The sequence below is a fragment of the Streptomyces sp. NPDC058289 genome, assembly GCF_042880975.1.
GTDB classification, from domain to species: domain Bacteria; phylum Actinomycetota; class Actinomycetes; order Streptomycetales; family Streptomycetaceae; genus Streptomyces; species Streptomyces stoeckheimensis.
Map to the genome: position 1 here is coordinate 1 of NZ_JBHVYI010000051.1, position 16,236 is coordinate 16,236.

Annotated in this window: 16 protein-coding genes; 6 read left to right on the plus strand and 10 right to left on the minus strand. The window is 71.7% G+C overall.

Features of this window, described 5'->3' with window-relative positions; all coding sequences use genetic code 11:
- Window positions 1–52: 52 nt before the first annotated feature.
- The gene (locus ACFVX6_RS24625; RefSeq protein ID WP_389694801.1) at window positions 53–889 is read right to left on the minus strand and encodes a serine protease; all 837 of its coding nucleotides are present in this window, start codon (window positions 887–889) and stop codon (window positions 53–55) included.
- 266 nt (window positions 890–1,155) lie between these two features.
- Between ACFVX6_RS24625 and ACFVX6_RS24630 the strand changes: the two genes are divergently transcribed.
- Window positions 1,156–2,208, plus strand: coding sequence for a LacI family DNA-binding transcriptional regulator (locus ACFVX6_RS24630; protein ID WP_389694803.1), 1,053 nt, complete (start codon window positions 1,156–1,158; stop codon window positions 2,206–2,208).
- Window positions 2,209–2,301: 93 nt separating this feature from the next.
- Here ACFVX6_RS24630 and ACFVX6_RS24635 read toward each other — a convergent pair whose 3' ends face one another.
- From ACFVX6_RS24635 to ACFVX6_RS24665, 7 genes are all read right to left on the minus strand, one after another.
- On the minus strand, window positions 2,302–2,643 hold the full coding sequence (locus tag ACFVX6_RS24635; RefSeq protein WP_267040642.1) for a TcmI family type II polyketide cyclase: 342 nt from the start codon (window positions 2,641–2,643) through the stop codon (window positions 2,302–2,304).
- A 20-nt stretch (window positions 2,644–2,663) separates the two neighbouring features.
- Window positions 2,664–3,143, minus strand: coding sequence for an SRPBCC family protein (locus ACFVX6_RS24640; protein ID WP_389694806.1), 480 nt, complete (start codon window positions 3,141–3,143; stop codon window positions 2,664–2,666).
- Window position 3,144: 1 nt separating this feature from the next.
- On the minus strand, window positions 3,145–3,402 hold the full coding sequence (locus ACFVX6_RS24645) for a phosphopantetheine-binding protein (RefSeq protein ID WP_112448182.1): 258 nt from the start codon (window positions 3,400–3,402) through the stop codon (window positions 3,145–3,147).
- Window positions 3,403–3,420: 18 nt separating this feature from the next.
- Complete coding sequence (locus ACFVX6_RS24650) at window positions 3,421–4,656, minus strand: ketosynthase chain-length factor (protein WP_389694808.1); 1,236 nt, start codon at window positions 4,654–4,656, stop codon at window positions 3,421–3,423.
- Window positions 4,653–5,927 (minus strand): beta-ketoacyl-[acyl-carrier-protein] synthase family protein, encoded by a 1,275-nt coding sequence (locus ACFVX6_RS24655; RefSeq protein WP_389694810.1) that lies wholly within the window; start codon window positions 5,925–5,927, stop codon window positions 4,653–4,655. The genes ACFVX6_RS24650 and ACFVX6_RS24655 overlap by 4 nt, the downstream gene beginning before the upstream one ends.
- Complete coding sequence (locus ACFVX6_RS24660; RefSeq protein WP_243333070.1) at window positions 5,924–6,370, minus strand: cupin domain-containing protein; 447 nt, start codon at window positions 6,368–6,370, stop codon at window positions 5,924–5,926. Before ACFVX6_RS24660 ends, ACFVX6_RS24655 begins: the two co-directional genes overlap by 4 nt.
- Window positions 6,371–6,490: 120 nt before the next feature.
- Window positions 6,491–7,612: a SchA/CurD-like domain-containing protein gene (locus ACFVX6_RS24665; RefSeq protein ID WP_389694812.1), complete on the minus strand. Its 1,122-nt coding sequence runs from the start codon at window positions 7,610–7,612 to the stop codon at window positions 6,491–6,493.
- Between the two features lie 285 nt (window positions 7,613–7,897).
- On the opposite strand from ACFVX6_RS24665, the gene ACFVX6_RS24670 reads away from it, so the two are divergent.
- Window positions 7,898–9,568, plus strand: a complete 1,671-nt coding sequence (locus tag ACFVX6_RS24670) for an FAD-dependent oxidoreductase (protein WP_389694814.1) — start codon at window positions 7,898–7,900, stop codon at window positions 9,566–9,568.
- A gap of 95 nt (window positions 9,569–9,663) precedes the next feature.
- On the opposite strand, the gene ACFVX6_RS24675 is transcribed toward ACFVX6_RS24670, so the two are convergent.
- Window positions 9,664–9,909 carry an acyl-CoA carboxylase epsilon subunit gene (locus ACFVX6_RS24675; protein WP_389694816.1) on the minus strand — a complete coding sequence of 82 codons (246 nt, stop codon included), beginning with the start codon at window positions 9,907–9,909 and terminating at the stop codon, window positions 9,664–9,666.
- A gap of 220 nt (window positions 9,910–10,129) precedes the next feature.
- On the opposite strand from ACFVX6_RS24675, the gene ACFVX6_RS24680 reads away from it, so the two are divergent.
- Complete coding sequence (locus tag ACFVX6_RS24680) at window positions 10,130–10,282, plus strand: DUF6204 family protein (protein ID WP_389694905.1); 153 nt, start codon at window positions 10,130–10,132, stop codon at window positions 10,280–10,282.
- Between the two features lie 45 nt (window positions 10,283–10,327).
- Here the strand turns inward: ACFVX6_RS24680 and ACFVX6_RS24685 are convergent, their stop codons facing one another.
- The gene (locus ACFVX6_RS24685; protein ID WP_389694818.1) at window positions 10,328–10,999 is read right to left on the minus strand and encodes a DUF4360 domain-containing protein; all 672 of its coding nucleotides are present in this window, start codon (window positions 10,997–10,999) and stop codon (window positions 10,328–10,330) included.
- A gap of 215 nt (window positions 11,000–11,214) precedes the next feature.
- On the opposite strand from ACFVX6_RS24685, the gene ACFVX6_RS24690 reads away from it, so the two are divergent.
- The 3 genes from ACFVX6_RS24690 to ACFVX6_RS24700 all read left to right on the plus strand — a co-directional run bounded on the left by ACFVX6_RS24690 (window position 11,215) and on the right by ACFVX6_RS24700 (window position 15,596).
- Complete coding sequence (locus ACFVX6_RS24690) at window positions 11,215–13,101, plus strand: galactose oxidase-like domain-containing protein (RefSeq protein WP_389694820.1); 1,887 nt, start codon at window positions 11,215–11,217, stop codon at window positions 13,099–13,101.
- Window positions 13,102–13,169: 68 nt separating this feature from the next.
- Window positions 13,170–13,802 (plus strand): DUF2461 family protein, encoded by a 633-nt coding sequence (locus ACFVX6_RS24695; RefSeq protein WP_389694822.1) that lies wholly within the window; start codon window positions 13,170–13,172, stop codon window positions 13,800–13,802.
- Between the two features lie 120 nt (window positions 13,803–13,922).
- Window positions 13,923–15,596 (plus strand): BCCT family transporter, encoded by a 1,674-nt coding sequence (locus ACFVX6_RS24700; protein WP_389694824.1) that lies wholly within the window; start codon window positions 13,923–13,925, stop codon window positions 15,594–15,596.
- The last annotated feature ends 640 nt before the right edge of the window (window positions 15,597–16,236 follow it).

Below are 16,236 nucleotides of genomic sequence, written 5' to 3' on the forward strand. Positions count from 1 at the left end.
CCCGCCGGGCGTCGGGGCCCGTCCGGATTCCGGGCGGGCCCCGACGCGTTCCCTACGGCTTGGGGAGCGTGCAGCCGGGGCGGTTGAGGTCGATCGTGTTACCGGGGCCCACGCAGGGGACGATGATGTAGGTCTGCTGCGCGTAGTTGATGCCCTGGCGGACCGTCACGGCGCCGCTCTCGGACACCTCGCACGGGTTGTTCATCGTGCAGGACCCGCCGTCCTCGTTGCCCGTGTTGTTCACGGCGACCACCTTGCCCGTCGTCGTGTCGATCACCGGGGAGCCGGAGGTGCCGCCGATGGTGTTGCAGGACGAGGTGTAGCGCAGGGAGTCCTTCCAGGTCCACTCGCCCTCCTTGAGGCGGTAGGCGAACCCGTCGACGTTGCAGCTGTACGTTCGCTTCCAGTACCCGGACACCACCTTGATCGCGGTGCCCTGCACCGGGTGGGCGTCGTTCAGGGTGAGCGCGCTGATGCCGTACTGGCTGCTGATCTGCGCGTAGGTCTTGGTCAGCTGGTAGATCGAGATGTCCGTGTCGGTCATCGTGGCGTACGAGATCTTGCTCGCGCGCAGCGTCGCGACCTTGGATCCCGAGCCGTTCAGCAGCGAGAAGGAGCGGCTGGACGCCTTGTCCTTGACGACCTGTCCGGCCGCCGGCATGCCGGACTCCAGACAGTGGCCGTTGGACAGGACGAGCGCGGGGTCGGACGGCAGCGAGTTCGGCACGCGGACGACGGAGCCGGAGCAGTTGCTGAGCGCGACCGTACCGGCGAAGTTGACCGCGACGGCGGGTGCGAGCGTGTCCCGGGGTGCCTGGGCCACGGCCGGCGAGGCCGCCGCTCCGGTGAGGAGCAGGGCGAACGCGGCGCCGGCGAGAGGCTTGTTCATGTGGGGGTTCCCCTCTGGGTGACAATGCGACCGAAGATCCTTCGGTTGTCATGCGCATTGTTGGGATCCCCAGCCCAACTCACAAGAGGGCCTTGGCAGTTCATGCTTTTCGCGGGAACGGCCGTAATCGGACTTGCGCCACCGCCGCACAGGCTGCCGTGAGAGCGCTCTCAGCGTTCCCGGCGGTACGGGTTACCCTGCTGTCCGACAGGGCCGGGGCCCCCAGGGCCCGGGCCGCCGCCCCCGGACACGCACGAGGAGCGCCCGTGGCCGAACAGGTTCCCGCCGGCCGGCCCACCCTGGAAGCGGTGGCGGCGCGCGCCGGGGTGTCCAGGGCCACCGCATCCAGGGTCGTCAACGGCGGCGACGGCGTCCGCGCGCACCTGGTGGACAAGGTCCGCGCGGCCGTCCTGGACCTCGGCTACGTGCCCAACCACGCGGCCCGCACGCTGGTCACCCGGCGTACCGGCGCGGTCGCGGTGATCATCGCGGAGCCGGAGATCCGGATCTTCTCCGACCCCTTCTTCTCCCGGCAGATCCGCGGCATCAGCAAGGAACTGACCGCACACGACACGCAGTTGGTGCTGCTCCTGGTCGAGCACCGCGGGGACTACGACCGGATCGAGCGGTACCTGGCGGGCGGTCACGTCGACGGCGCGCTCGCGTTCTCGCTGCACACCGACGACCCACTGCCCGCGATCACGCGCCGCATCGGCATGCCCACCGTCTACGGAGGGCGGCCCGGCTGGACCGGGCAGGCCGACGGAGCCGCACCGTACGGTCCGCTGTCGTACGTCGACGCCGACAACCGCGGGGGCGCGCGCGAGGCCGTACGGTACCTGGTGTCCCGGGGGCGGCGGCAGATCGCGCACATCGCCGGCCCGCCGGACCAGACCTCGGCGACCGACCGGCTCGACGGGTACCGGGACGTGCTGCTCGACGCGGATCCGGCGCTGATCGCCGAGGGGGACTTCACCACGGTGGGCGGAGCACGGGCGATGGCCGAACTGCTGGAGCGCTGCCCGGATCTCGACGCGGTGTTCGCCGCGAACGACCTGATGGCGACGGGCGCGCTGGGCGTGCTGCGCGAGCGGGGCCGGTCCGTGCCGGGGGACGTGGCGCTGGTCGGCTTCGACGATGCCGAGCTGGTGGCGGAGAGCGCCGATCCACCGCTGACGACCGTGCGCCAGGACATCGAGGGCATGGGGCGCCTGATGGTCCGGCTGCTGCTGCGGTCCCTGGACCCGGCGCAGGGATCGCACCGGGTGCCGGGGTCCGTGATCACCCCGACCTCGCTGGTGCTGCGCGGCTCGGCCTGAGGCGTCTCTTCCGGTTCTCGCATGGTGGCGGGCCCCGCACCCGAGTGGGTGCGGGGCCCGAGGCCTGCCGGTCGCGCGGGTCGCTCCGTACGGCTAGCCCGTACGGGAGGCGCCCGGACGCTCCCAGCGGTAGAACTCCTGGGCCATGGCGTCCTTCGGGCTGCGCCAGGTCTCCGGGTTGTGCGGGCTGACGTAGGCGGTGAGCCGGTCGCTGAGCTCCCGGAACTCCGGGTGGCCGGTCACTTCGGCGATGGCCGGGCCGGGGGGCCGGTCCGACTCGATGAAGTGCATGTACACGTCGCCGAACTGGAAGAGGCTGCGGCGGGTGACCCCGACGAGGTGCGGCAGCTCGCCCGCGTCCGAGGCCGCGAAGAGCTCGGCGATGTCGGGGGCGGACTGCGGCGCCATGCGGGCCACGATGAGAGCGCGGTGCATCCGGTGTGCTGCCTTTCGTCTCAGACGCGGCTGACCGCGGGCGTGCGGCTCTCGCGTTCGCGTTGTTCGATCTTGTCCCGGATCAGTTCCAGCTGGATCTTGGAGTTGGTGTTGATGCGGTCGGTCATCCCGGCGTCGTCGACGGGTGCCTGCGGCTTCATCGCGAAGTCCTGGGTCCACACCATCCGGGTGCCGCCGGGGACTTCGAAGTACTGCCAGTGGATGTCCATGTGCTCGAACGGGCCGGTCTCGACGCGGCGGGCGCGCACGGTGCGGGTGACGGGGTCGGGAGTGCGTTCGGAGACCCAGCTCCACACGGTGCCGTTCTCGTCGGGGTGCATCGTCAGGCGGAAGCGGGTGGTGGGCCCGTCCTCCTCCAGGACCTCCAGCGAGGCGTACTCGCTGAACAGCCCGGGCCAGCCTGCGAGATCGTTGGTCATCTCCCAGACGGTGTCCATGGGCGCCTTGACGACGATCTCGTTCTCGGTGTGTCCTGCCATCTCAAGCTCCGGTCATCAGGCTGGTGTTGACGAGTTCGAGGAACTCCTTGGGGGTCTTGCAGCGGTCCGCGTCGGTGGGCAGGGCCCGGCCGCGCTGGTTCTCCAGCAGCCCGACGATGCCGAGCAGGCCCAGCGAGTCGAGGCCGTAGTCGTCGAACAGGGAGTCCGGGCGGTTCTTCATGTCGGCCGGGTCCACGGTGATGCCGGCCCCGGACTTCATCAGGGCGGCCAGCTCCTCGACGGTCAGTCGTTCGGACATGAGCGGCTCCTTCTGTCTCTAGGAGGGGATTTTGATGACGAGCGCGGCGTTGGAGCCCATCAGGCCCCGGCTCAGCACGAGCGCGGTGCGCAGCTCCGCGGGGCGGGCGCTGCCGGTCACCACGTCGAGGTCGTGGCACACGTCGAACACGTTCGGCGTGGGCGGGAGGATGCCGTGCTCCAGGGCGAGGACCGCGGCGGCGGTGTCGAGGGCGGGGGCCGCGCAATAGGCCCGGCCCGTCCCGGCCTTGGGTGCCGTGACCGGCACCTTGCGCCCGTGTGCTCCGAGGGCGGAGACGATCGCGGCCGCCTCTGCCCGGTCGGCTTCCGGGGTGCCGAGCGCGTCGGCGAAGACCACGTCGACCTCCTCGGGGGCGCAGCCCGCGTCCCGCAGGGCGCCCTTGATCGCGTGGGCCAGGCCCTCGGCGGAGGCGTCGGCCCGTTCGGGGTGGTGCGGGCCGGTGAAGGTCGCCGCGTGCCCGGCCAGGAGTGCCCGGACGGACGCACCGCGGCGCAGGGCCGCCTGCTCCTCCTCCACCAGGAACATCGCGCCGCCCTCGGCGGGGACGAAGCCGCAGGCCTTCTCGGTGAAGGGCCGGTAGGCCCGGTCCGGGTCCTCGTGGGTGCTCAGTGCCTCGTAGCCGAGCTGGCAGACGATGGAGTACGGGGCCAGGGGCGCCTCGGTGGCTCCGACCAGCATGGCCTTGCTGCCCTGGTTGATGGCCCGGGCGGCGTGCGCGAAGGCGTCGAGTCCGCCCGCCTCGTCGGCGGCGACGACCCCGCAGGGGCCCTTGAGGCCCCGGCGGATGGAGATCTGCCCGGTGCTGGCCGCGTAGAACCAGGCGATCGACTGGTACGGGCCGACGTAGCGCGGTCCCTGACCCCAGAGGTGTTGCAGCTCGCGCTGGCCGAACTCGCCGCCGCCCGACCCGGCGGCGGTGACCACGCCGACCGAGAAGGGGTCGTCCTCGTAGTCGGCCCGGCCGAGCCGGCCGTCCTCCAGGGCGAGGTCGGCCGCGGCGAGGGCGTGGTGGGTGTAGCGGTCGGTCTGGACGAGGTAGCGTTCCTCGACCATCGAGGCCGCGTCGAAGCCCCGTACCTCGCCCGCCACGCGCAGCGGGAGGTGTTCGCAGCCCTCTCGGGTGACGCGGCCCAGGACCGAGGCGCCCGACTGGGTCGCCTTCCAGAAGGCCTCGGCGCCGATGCCGTTGGGCGCGACGACTCCGATGCCCGTGATGACCGTACGGACGCTCACGAGACCACCTCCTCCTTGGGGCGGGTCATGACGACCGCGGACTGGAAGCCGCCGAAGCCGCTGCCGACGGAGAGCACGCTGCGCAGCTTGCGTTCGCGGGCGACGCGCGGCACGTAGTCCAGGTCGCATTCGGGGTCGGGGGTCTCGTAGTTGGCCGTGGGAGGGACGACCTGGTGGGTCATCGCCAGGACGCAGGCGGCCAGTTCGATCGCCCCGATGGCACCGAGCGAGTGCCCCACCATGGATTTGATGGAGGTCATCGGCGTCTTGTAGGCGTGGTCGCCCAGGACCTTCTTGACCGCCGCGGTCTCGTGGCGGTCGTTCTGCTTGGTTCCGGAGCCGTGCGCGTTGACGTAGTCGATCTCGCGGGCGTCGGTGCGGGCCTGGGCGAGGGCGGTTTCGATGGCGCGGGCCATCTCCAGGCCCTCGGTGGTCAGCCCCGTCATGTGGTGGGCGTTGCCGAAGGTGGCGTAGCCGCCGATCTCGCAGTAGACGGTCGCGCCGCGCGCACGGGCGTGTTCCAGCTCTTCCAGGACGAGGACGGCGCCGCCTTCGCCGAGGACGAAGCCGTCACGGTCGGCGTCGAAGGGCCGGGAGGCGTGGGCGGGGTCGTCGTTGTTGGGCGAGGTGGCCTTGATGGCGTCGAAGCAGGCCACGGTGATCGGCGAGACGGGTGAGTCGGAGGCGCCGGCGATGCAGACGTCCATCTTGCCCTCGGCGATGGAGTGGAAGGCGTAGCCGATGGCGTCGAGTCCGGAGGTGCAGCCGGTGGAGACGGTCTGGACCGGCCCGCGCGCCCCCGTCTTCTCCGCGACGGCGGAGGCCAGGGTGGCCGGGGTGAAGGCGCGGTGCAGATGGGCCGCGGCGAGCCGGTGGTCCACGTCCCACCAGTCGCCCGACTGGCTGACGGCCACGTAGTCGTGCTCCAGGCGGGTGGTGCCGCCCACGGCGGTGCCGAGGGAGACTCCGGTGCGCCAGGCTTCGTCCGTGGTGAGGTCGAGTCCGGCGTCGCGCACCGCCTCGGCTGCGGCGACCAGCGCGAACTGGATGTACCGGTCCGCGCGGGCCGCCTCTTCGGCGCCGAGGCCGTGTGCGGCGGGGTCGAAGTCGACCTCCGCGGCTATCCGGGAGCGGAAGCCGGTCGGGTCGAAGAGGGTGATGCCGCGGGTCGCCGTACGCCCGTTGGACAGCAGCTCCCAGAAGGCGGAGGCGCCGATCCCACCGGGGGCGACGACGCCGACCCCGGTGACGGCCACGCGTCGGCGGGTCACGAGACCGCTCCCGCGCGGTCCGGGGGCCGCTCCCAGGCGGAGCCCTCCGGGTGGACGGCCTCCTCCGTGTCCACGTGCCCGAGCTTCGGGTCCGGGGCGAGCGGTCCGAGGTGGAAGACCATGCGGGCCTCGGTGCCGCCGACGTTGCGGAACCGGTGGCGCACGTTCATCGGGACGAGGAGTCCCTGGTCGGTGAGGAGCGGGTGGGCCTCGCCGTCGAGGTCGACCTCCAGCTCACCGGCGACCACGTACACGAACTCCTCGGAGTACGGGTGGTAGTGCTCGGCGATGTGCTCGCCCGGCGCCATGACGGCCAGACCCATGAAGCCGCTGGTGCAGCCCACCGAGGTCGGTGTCAGGACGGCCCTCAGGTCGCCGCCGCGCCTCGTGTTGGGCTGCGTCTCGCTGAGGTCCACGATGTGCGGTGGGCGTTGTCTGGTCATGGCGGGGGTTCCTCCTGGCGGTGGGGAGCCTGGACGGGGCTGGTGGGTGGGGGGTCCGGGGATGAGTCGTCCGGCGATGAGGGGTCCGGGGTGCCGGCCGGTGGGGAATGCCGCTGCGCGTCAGCCTTCGGCAGGGGCCCGGCGGTCGGTGATCAGGCTCATGGTGTGGCGGACCGCGGACGCCGCGACCCCGTCGGACTCGCTGACGGGTCCGGCCATCAGGCGGGCGAGGACGGCCGCCTTGCGCGGGCCCCGGACGCCGAAGGCGGTTTCCAGCCCGGCGCCGTGCGGGCTGCGCACGTCGATGAGGCGTACGACGATGTCGTCGCGCTGGAAGATGCTGCTGCTCACGGTCGGGGCGTCGGACCGGTGGGCGGCTTCCTCGTCCTGCCGGGCGAGGAACCGGGCCAGCGCCGGTCCGCAGCCGGGCTTGGCCGGGTAGAACAGCGCGTGGCGCCGTACGTCGGAGCGGTCGGCGCCGCCGGCTTCGCGCGCGGCGACGTGGTGGACGGCCGGGAGCGCGGCCCGCATGAAGAACATCCGGGCGGACTCGGGGTCGCCGAGGTCGCGGTCCTGCTCCAGGTAGGGGTTGATGGCCTCCTCGACGGCCCGTACCTCGGGCTGTTCGGAGACGTGCCGCAGGGCTGCCATCAGGTCGCCGCGGACCTCCACGGTACGGACGATCCGGTTGCCGTGCATGAACAGCGAGGTCCGCAGGAGCCGGGTGTGGCCGTCGACGTCGGCCGCCGGCGAGGCGTAGCTGGAGAGGATCGCGGCGACGTCCTTCTCGCTGCCGGGCTTGACCGTGAAGGTCAGGGCGTGGCGCACGATGCCGGCGCCGAGCCGGGGCGCTTCCTGCAGCCGGGCACCCGTGGGCCGCTGCGCGTCCTGGTAGCCGCGGCCGGTCTCGCGCAGGACGGTGTACTTGAGCGGGCGCATGGCGCGGGCGCAGGCGCCGAGCGGGCGCACCTGCTCGGCGTGGTGCTCGCTGTTGACCCAGGCGAGGTACTGCGGGGCGCTCTCCCACTCGCTGGTGATGAGCCACTGCGAGGGGTTCTCGAAGGACTGGCAGAGCTGGTCGCTGATGTGGCCCGGTTCCGACGCGATGTCGTGGCGCAGTTGCTCGTACGCCTCGAAGAACCGCTGCTGGGCTCCTTCGTGGAGGTCCATCAGCAGGACGACCCGGAGCATGGATCCGTCGAAGGCGGACTGTGACACCCGTTCGGACAGGGTGGTCGTCATCTGCTCACTCCTTCGTGAGGGCCCTGGAGGAGGGCGGGGATTTTCATCGCGTACGGACCCTCGTCCGTCATCTGCAGTGGCCGCCCCGGACCGGCGGCCGTCGCGGGGACGGCAGGCCGGCGTGTCTTCGGGGAACCGCTGTCGCTCATCGTCATCCGGGTGGGGACGTACCGCTACATCTCCGGATCAAGCGGGTGACAACCGGCGTATCTCCTGGGCTTGGCCGGCGATCGGGGGCATAAAAGAGTGCAATCCCCCCACACCGAATTCAGGAGCTCGCAGCTGATGGAAGACACGGCAGATGTTCGCGTACCGGTTCTCGTCGTGGGCGGCTCCCTCGTGGGTCTGTCCACCTCGCTGTTCCTGAGCCGCCACGGCATCAGGCACCTGGTAGTGGAGAAGCACGCCGGTACCTCCGACCACCCGCGCGGGCGCGGCATCAACGCCCGGACCATGGAGTTGTTCCGAGTGGCCGGGGCGGAGGGCGCCATCCGGCAGGCGGCGTCCGCGCTGGAGAACAACATGGGCATCCTGCAGACGGAGTCCCTGCTCGGCGGCGACCACAAGTGGCTGGTCAAGGCCATCGACCCGGCCGGAGCGCTCAGCAAGTTCAGTCCGACCGGCTGGTGCGTGTGCAGCCAGAACAACATCGAGCCGATCCTCGCCGCGCAGAGCCGCGCCCAGGGCGCCGACGTGCGGTTCTCGACCGAGCTGATGAGCTTCGACCAGGACGAGAGCGGGGTGAACGCGCTGGTCAAGGACCGGGAGACCGGTGAGCACATCACCGTGCGCGCCGACTTCCTGATCGCGGCCGACGGCCCGCGCAGCCCCGTGCGCGAGCAGTTGCGCATCCCCCAGACGGGCAGCGGCGAGCTGTTCCACAACGTCAGCGTCACCTTCCGCTCGCGCCGGCTCGTCGAGGTGCTGGGCGATCTGCGGTTCATCGTCTGCTACCTGATGAAGCCGGGTGCGGACGGGGCGCTGCTGCCGGTGGACAACGACACCCAGTGGGTCTTCCACCTCCCCTGGCACCCGGACCGGGGGGAGACCCTGGAGGACTTCACCGAGGAGCGGTGCAGGGAGCAGATCCGGGCCGCGATCGGCGTGCCGGACCTGGACGTGGAGATCGGCGGCAAGGCTCCCTGGCACGCGGCCGAACGGGTGGCCGAGCGGTACTCGGCCGGGCGGGTGTTCCTGGCCGGCGACGCGGCCCACGAGATGTCCCCCACCGGCGCGTTCGGCTCCAACACCGGCATCCAGGACGCGCACAACCTGGCCTGGAAGATCGCGGCGGTCCTGAACGGATCGGCGGGCATGGCCCTGCTGGAGACCTACGGGGCCGAGCGGCACCCGGTGGCGCTGGCGACCGCAGAGCGCGCCTCGGCCCGTTCGGCGGAGCACAGCCACCCCGGGTACGCGCCGCCGCCCACGATGGGCGGCGGACCGGGCAGCGGGGTCCTGACGACGGCGATGGCCTACGCGTACCCGAGCGGCGCCTTCGTCGGCGGGGCTCCGGACCGGCCCGTCATCCCGGAGGGGATGCGCATGAAGGGCGACCCCGGTACCCGGGCCCCGCACATGTGGCTGACGCGGGCCGACGGCGAGCGGGTCTCCACGGTGGACCTGTACGAGCGCGCCTTCGTACTGCTCTGCGGTGCGGGCTCGCCGTGGCGGGCGGCCGCCGAACGGGTGGCCGAGCGGCTGTCGGTGAAGCTGGACGCGTATTCCATCGGGTCCGCTGCCATCGGGTCGGCCGCGGGGGGATCCGCGAACGCTCCCGACGCCGATCTGATGGAGGAGGAGGGCGCCGACTGGAGCGAGGTGCACGCCATGTCCCGGGAGGGCGCCGTGCTGGTGCGCCCGGACGGGTTCGTCGCGTGGCGCTCGCAGGGGCCGGTGGCCGATGCGGAGGCGGCGCTGTCCGAGGCGCTGTCCACGGTGCTGCGCCGGGCCTGAGCGGCCCGTACGCCGAGTGGTCCCCCTGCCGCGGGCCCGTAAGCGGGCCGGGGGCAGGGGCGTTCATGGAGGCTGCGGACCCGTGCGGGTCCGCGTCAGCCGCAGGCCCAGCAGCCCGCCCAGCAGCCGGAGCCGTGGTGCGCGGGGCGCCGGCGGCGGGCGGCCCCGGCGGGGGCCGTTTCCGCTCCCGGGGCGGTTCCCGCTCCGGTGGAGTTGCGGCGGGCGAAGCAGGCGACGACCACCGCGATCGCGGCGAGTTCCTCGGGGGCGGCCACGCCCTTCTCCACACGGAGCAGGCTGGCTATCGGGGCCATCTGGGCTATCGGAGCGTCCTTCAGCATCGGCTCGGCCTCTCGCACAGGCGGATAGCAGGACCCCCCTCGCGGAATCCAAGGACTCCGGACGCTGCCGACGCTAGCGGGACGCGACACGCCCGGCACGCCGGGCAGTTGCGCGAAACCCCAGGTCGCAGCCGCGCCGACCGGGTGACGCCCGGGTCGCGGAGGTCGCGCGCTGATTGGGCCGTCGGAGTGGCGGGCCCCCGGAAATCCCGGTGCGGTCCTGGACGCGACCGCCCACGCAGAGCTCGCCGCGGAGACCTGGCTGACGGAGCACGGGTACGGCTTCGAGCGGCTCAGCTCGCAGGCCCAGGACCTCACGCCGGCCCCCTTGAGCAAGCGGCAGCGGCAGGCGGCCGCGCGGGGAGACTCCTGAGCGGGAGCCCCGCACGGCCGCCCGTGGGGAGTGCGCCGGGCCGGCTCAGCGGGCCGGGCACTTCTTCCAGGCGAAGTGGTAGACGCTGTTGATGCTGCCGTCGGTGGAGTCGAGCGCCATGTAGCTGGTCGTCGACGGGTCCGAGGTGCCGACCTCGGCGCGCAGTTCGGTGTTGATGTTGAAGTTGCGCAGTTCGCCGCAGGGGGCGAAGACCAGGGCCTCGATGCCCGTGGTGTCGGTGGCCTGCCAGTTGTCGTCGAGCTTGCCCTGGAACTTGTGGGTGCGGTAGTCGGTCTGCTTCATGCCCTGGAAGTAGTAACTGGCCTTCTGGGTGCCGATCGCGCCCTGCTGGAGGCTGCCGAATCCCCGGTAGTCGACCTGGGCGACGGCGTAGGTGTACCCCTGCGGGACGTGTACGAGCAGGGAGAGCAGACAGTTCTTGCGGCCGTCGGTCGGGGCGCTGTTGCCGCCCGCCATGGCCAGGTACTCGCTGTAGGTGACGGTGAAGGCCGAGTTGTCCTCGGCCACGGCGACGGTGGCGCTGCCCGGGCGGCATCCCGAGCCGTTGACCGTGGCGACGTCGACGGAGACCCGGTCCTCCGGTGCGGCGGGGGCCGCCGGGCTGCCCGCCGCTCCGGCGGCGGAGGCGGGCAGGAGGGCGAGGAGGCCGCCGGTCACGAGGACGGCGCCGAGCGCGGTGCGCAGTGTTCTGATCACCCGGCCATGGAAGCGGTCCGTACCCGGCCGATCGGTGAACGGTTGCGCGGTCTCACTCCGATGGCCGGGCCCTTTCACCAGAGAAACGTTCGGGCAGCCCTTCGGGCAGGGCCGAACGGCTCATCGGCGGGGCGCCGAGCACGTGAGGTCACCCTATTCATCCCGTTATTTCCTATGATGAGCACCCTACGGAACCGCCCGCGCCGAGGAGCCCCATGCGCCGCCTGCACCGGTCCGCCCTGCTCTCCGCGACCGCGGTCGTCTGCGCCCTGGTCCTCGCGACCGCACCGCCCGCCGCCGGAGCGCCGGGACACGACACGGACGGCGGGACCGGGGTGACCGGGGTGACCGGTGCGGCGGAGTCGGCAGGGCCGGCGGCCTCGGCCGGCGGGACCGATGCGGCCGAGGCCGCCGTGATCGGCGTCGGCCACGCGCGCGCCCACGCCGAGCTGCGCCGGGCGGCCAGGGGCGCCGTGGAGTACCCGCAGTCCCGGCGGAACGCGAGCCTGGCCTCGCTCGCCGCCTCGCAGCGCGAGGCCAACTCCGCTTTCAAGGCAGCGGTTTCGGGACGGTTCGCCGAGTACTTCCCCTCCCCCGACTTCGGCGTGCACGTCGCCCAGCTGCCCACCGGCAAGGTGCTGCTCTTCTCCTTCTCGCGGGTGGAGACCGACCCGACCAAGGAGACCGGGCCCACGGACCGGATCGGACCGTCGAACGCGGGCCGCGCCTACCTGTGGGATCCGGCGAAGGGGACGGGCGCGCGGGCGTTCAAGAAGGTCACCCCGCCCGTCGTGCTGATGCCCGACGGTACGCACGCCCCGCGCCCGGCTCCGTTCTTCTGTGCCGGGCACTCCTTCCTGCCCAACGGAATGCTGGGGGTGTTCGGCGGCAACACGGGAGGCAAGGGCGGCAGCGGAGCGAAGCTGTCCTTCGTCTTCGACCCGTGGACCGAGGGCTGGTACCGCAACCGCGATATGGCGGTGGGCCGTTGGTACCCGTCGGTGGTGACCGGCGCGGACGGCCGCCAGATCATCATGTCGGGCCAGTCGGAGCGCGGCACGGGGACGCCCACGCCGGTGGTGGAGCGGTTCCCCGCGCTGGGGCAGCCGGTGCCCTGGCGCCCGTACGACATCCCGCTGGACGTCTCCGTGCAGCGGATGCGCTCCGACGCGCCCTTCCGCAACGACTACCCGCACCTGTTCTCGCTGCGCGACGGCATGATCTACGGCCTGGGGCGCGACGCCGACCAGCAGTGGCTCTTCGACCCGCGCGCGGAGACCCGTACGGATCTGCCCAGACGGCCCGCCGACTTCCGGGGCTACGGCTCCGCCGTGCCGCTGCCGGCAGGGTTCCGCGGACCCGACTCGGTGCTGGTGCTGGGCGGGGATCCGCTCGACCCGAACACCTACCGGCTGTCGGGCGGCGCCTGGACCACGCAGGAGCCGCGCGCCTTCGGCCGGACCCAGGACGACACGCTGATCCTGCCGGACGGCACGCTGCTGACGGTCAACGGGGCGAAGGACACCAGGGATTACGGGTTCGGGCCGTTCAACCCGAAGGCCGACCTGAAGTTCCGCCAGACCGAACTGCGCGGTGCGGACGGCCGGTGGGGGCTGGGACCGGCCCAGCGGCTGCCGCGGGGCTACCACTCCAACGCCCTGGTGCTGCCGGACGGCCGGGTCATGGTCACCGGGGACGAGCTCCAGCAGATCGCCAACGACCCGGACATCAAGGACGGCATGGACGGCTCGATCGAGATCTACGAGCCCGCCTACCTGCACCGGGGAGCCCGGCCCGTACTGGACCGGGCTCCGGCGGGCGAGATCGCGCACGACGCGAAGTTCTCCGTGGAGAGCTCGACGGCCTCCGGTGTGCGGCGGGCCGTGCTGCTGGCGCCGACCACCGTCACCCACGCGGTGAACACCAGCCAGCGCCATCTGGAGCTGCGGATGACCGGCGTCCACGGCCGCACGATCGACCTGCGGGCGCCGGCCACCTCGGCCGACGCCCCGCCCGGCTACTACATGCTGTTCCTCCTCGACGCCGAGGGCGTACCCAGTACGGCGAGGTGGGTCAAACTCGGGACGCGCGCCAAGGGCTGAAACGAGGGCTGAAACCCACCCGTCCCACTCTCCGCTCGCGCGGACGACGGGTGAGCTAGCCTTCCCGCATGCGCGGACAGTTCACCGGCTGGCCTGAGCAGGCCATGGACGTGTTGTGGCAGCTCCAGGGCGAACCGACCCACGCGACCCGCGAGCGCTGTCGCGCGGACCGCGAACGCTTGGTCCGGCAGCCGATGATCGCCCTGCTCAACGAGGTCGCGGACGCCGACCCCCGGTACGAGGACTTCTCCGTCTGGCACTACCGCACGGACGCCTGGTGGTGGCAGCACCAGAGCGGGGTGATCCGGCTCGGCCGCAAGATCGAGATCGGTCTCCGATTCTCCCTGGACGGCCTGCGGATCCAGGGCGCCTGGTGGTACCCCGATCCCGGCCAGGTGGACAATTTCCGCAAGGCCGTGGCCTCCGAGGGGAGCGGCCGCGAACTGTCCGCCATCGTCGAGGACGTGCGGAAGAAGGGCTACGACGTCTCCGGGGACGTGATGAAACGTCCCCCGCGCGGCTATCCGACGAACCACTCCCGCACGAACCTGCTGCGCCACCGCTCTTTGATCGCCGCCCGTCCCCTCGGTTGCGAGGAGTGGCTGCACACCCCCGAGGCGGTCGACCGGGTCCTCTCGGCCGCCGCCGACCTGGACGCCCTGCTGATGTGGCTGGTCCGCCACGTGAAGCACGCCTCCTGACATCAAGGGGAGCGGCGGGCGCGTTCGGTCGCACTTCACGGTCCGATATGGGCTTGAATGGGTATTGCATGACGTTCCATCACGACATGTGGTTCCCGTCCTTGGGTGAAGGGGGCTCCGTTGGAGGCCGATCAACGTTCCCGCACGGACAAGGTGGTCTTCGGGGTCACCGCAGGCCTGACGCTCGCCTTCGTCCTGTGGGGCGCAGTGGCGACGGACTCGCTGGAGAGCGTGTCGAGCAGCCTGCTCGAAGGGCTCATCCACAACGGCGGCTGGGCCTTCATGCTCGCCGCCAGCGCCTTCGTCGTCTTTGCCCTCTGGTTGGCGATCAGCCGCTACGGCCGGATCCGCCTCGGCCGCGAGGACGAGCCGCCGGAGTTCCGCACCGTCTCCTGGGTCGCCATGATGTTCAGCGCCGGCATGGGCATCGGGCTCATGTTCTACGGGGTGAGCGAACCCCTGGCGCACTACGAGGAGCCGCCGCCCGGCACTCACCCCGTCGACTCCGCCGAGCGGATGCAGACCTCGATGGCCACCACTCTGTTCCACTGGACGCTCCACCCGTGGGCGATCTACGCGGTGGTCGGCCTCGCCATCGCCTACAGCACGTTCCGTCGCGACCGCCGCCAGACGATCAGTGCGGTGTTCGAGCCGCTGATCGGCGCCCGGCACGCGCACGGCGGCATCGGCCGTGTCATCGACATCGTGGCGATCTTCGCCACCCTCTTCGGCTCCGCGGCCTCGCTGGGCCTCGGGGCCCTCCAGATCGGCAGCGGCTTCCGTGAGCTGGGCTGGATGGAGTCGGTCAGCACCGCGCTCCTCGTCGCCGTCATCGCCGTCCTGACCGTCGCCTTCGTCGCCTCCGCGGTCTCCGGCGTGGAACGCGGCATCCAGTGGCTGTCGAACATCAACATGGTGCTCGCCCTCCTCCTCGTCGTGTTCGTCTTCATCGCCGGGCCGACCATCATCGTGCTCGACCTGCTGCCCACCTCCCTCGGCGCCTACCTCGGCGACCTCCCCCAGCTCATCGGCCGCACCGAGGCCACCGGCGCCGGCGAGGTCGCCGAATGGCTGGGCAGCTGGACGGTCTTCTACTGGGCCTGGTGGATCTCCTGGACCCCGTTCGTCGGCATGTTCATCGCCCGGATCAGCCGCGGACGCACCATCCGGCAGTTCATCGGCGGCGTCATCCTCGTGCCGAGCACGGTCAGCCTGCTGTGGTTCGCCGTCTTCGGCGGCACGGCCATGAAGCTCCGGGAGAGCGGCGGCCTCGACAAGGAGAGCACCCCCGAGGGACAGCTCTTCGGGCTGCTCCAGCAGTTCCCCATCGCCACCGCAATGAGCCTGCTGGTCATGCTCCTCGTCGCCATCTTCTTCGTCTCCGGCGCCGACGCCGCCTCCATCGTCATGGGCACGCTCTCGCAGAAGGGCGTCCTGGAACCGGCCCGGCTGGTGGTCGTCTTCTGGGGCGTGGTCACCGGCGCCGTCGCAGCCGTCATGCTGCTCATCGGCAACGGCAAGGGCGACGCGCTCGCCGGACTGCAGAACCTGACGATCCTCGTGGCGGCGCCGTTCACCCTGGTCATGATCGGCATGTGCGTGGCACTCGTACGGGACCTGCGCCAGGACCCGCTCATCATCCAGGGCGAACAGGGCGAGGAAGCCGTCGCCGTCGCCGTGGCCGCCGGCCACGAGGAGTACGGCGGCGACTTCGAGATCCGCATCGGCCCGGCCGGCGACCCGGAAGCGGACACCGCACAGCCGCCTGCGGCGCCTTCGCCCCCGGAGCGGTAGGACGGCCGAGCGTCTGGCGCTCCTCTCGAGGGGCTACGCCCAGCTCAGCCGCCCCCGGGGCGCCGGCCCGGCTCAGCTGCCGTTGTAGCGGCTGCCATCGAAGGGACAGGCACGCCACCAGCGCACCCCCGTCCGCGGTCCGCCACAGGGGCCCGTACGGCGTGCGCGTGGGCTCCTGCTCCGTCGTGAGGGACTTCGGACGCCCGAGCCGCTCGGGCAGCCCCTTGCGCGCTTCGGCGAGCTTCGCGCGCGCCGCGGTGATGTCCGCGTCCCATCCCGCCGCCGAGGAGTCCGTACCGTCCTTGCCGTTCCGGTAGTCGTGGTAACGGCCGCAGACCTCGGCCGGATCCGCGCCCAGCTTCGAGGTGTCACCGCCGGTGACGGCTTGGCCGTCGGGTCCGATCGCCGGATCGGGCAGTGCTCCGACGGTTGGCGCGAAGGTTCTGAAGGCCACACGCCAAGTGCCGTCCTCACCCTCGTGGTGGAGGGACCAGCGCAGCTCGACCGAGTTCTGCGCGGCACCGACCGTGTGACTGCTCACCTCGCTCGCGGCCAGGATCCACCGGTCGCCGGCACCCGTACCGGGGCCCGCCCAGGCATGGACAGCGGGTGCGACCTCGGGTGAGTTGCTGGGCCCGGG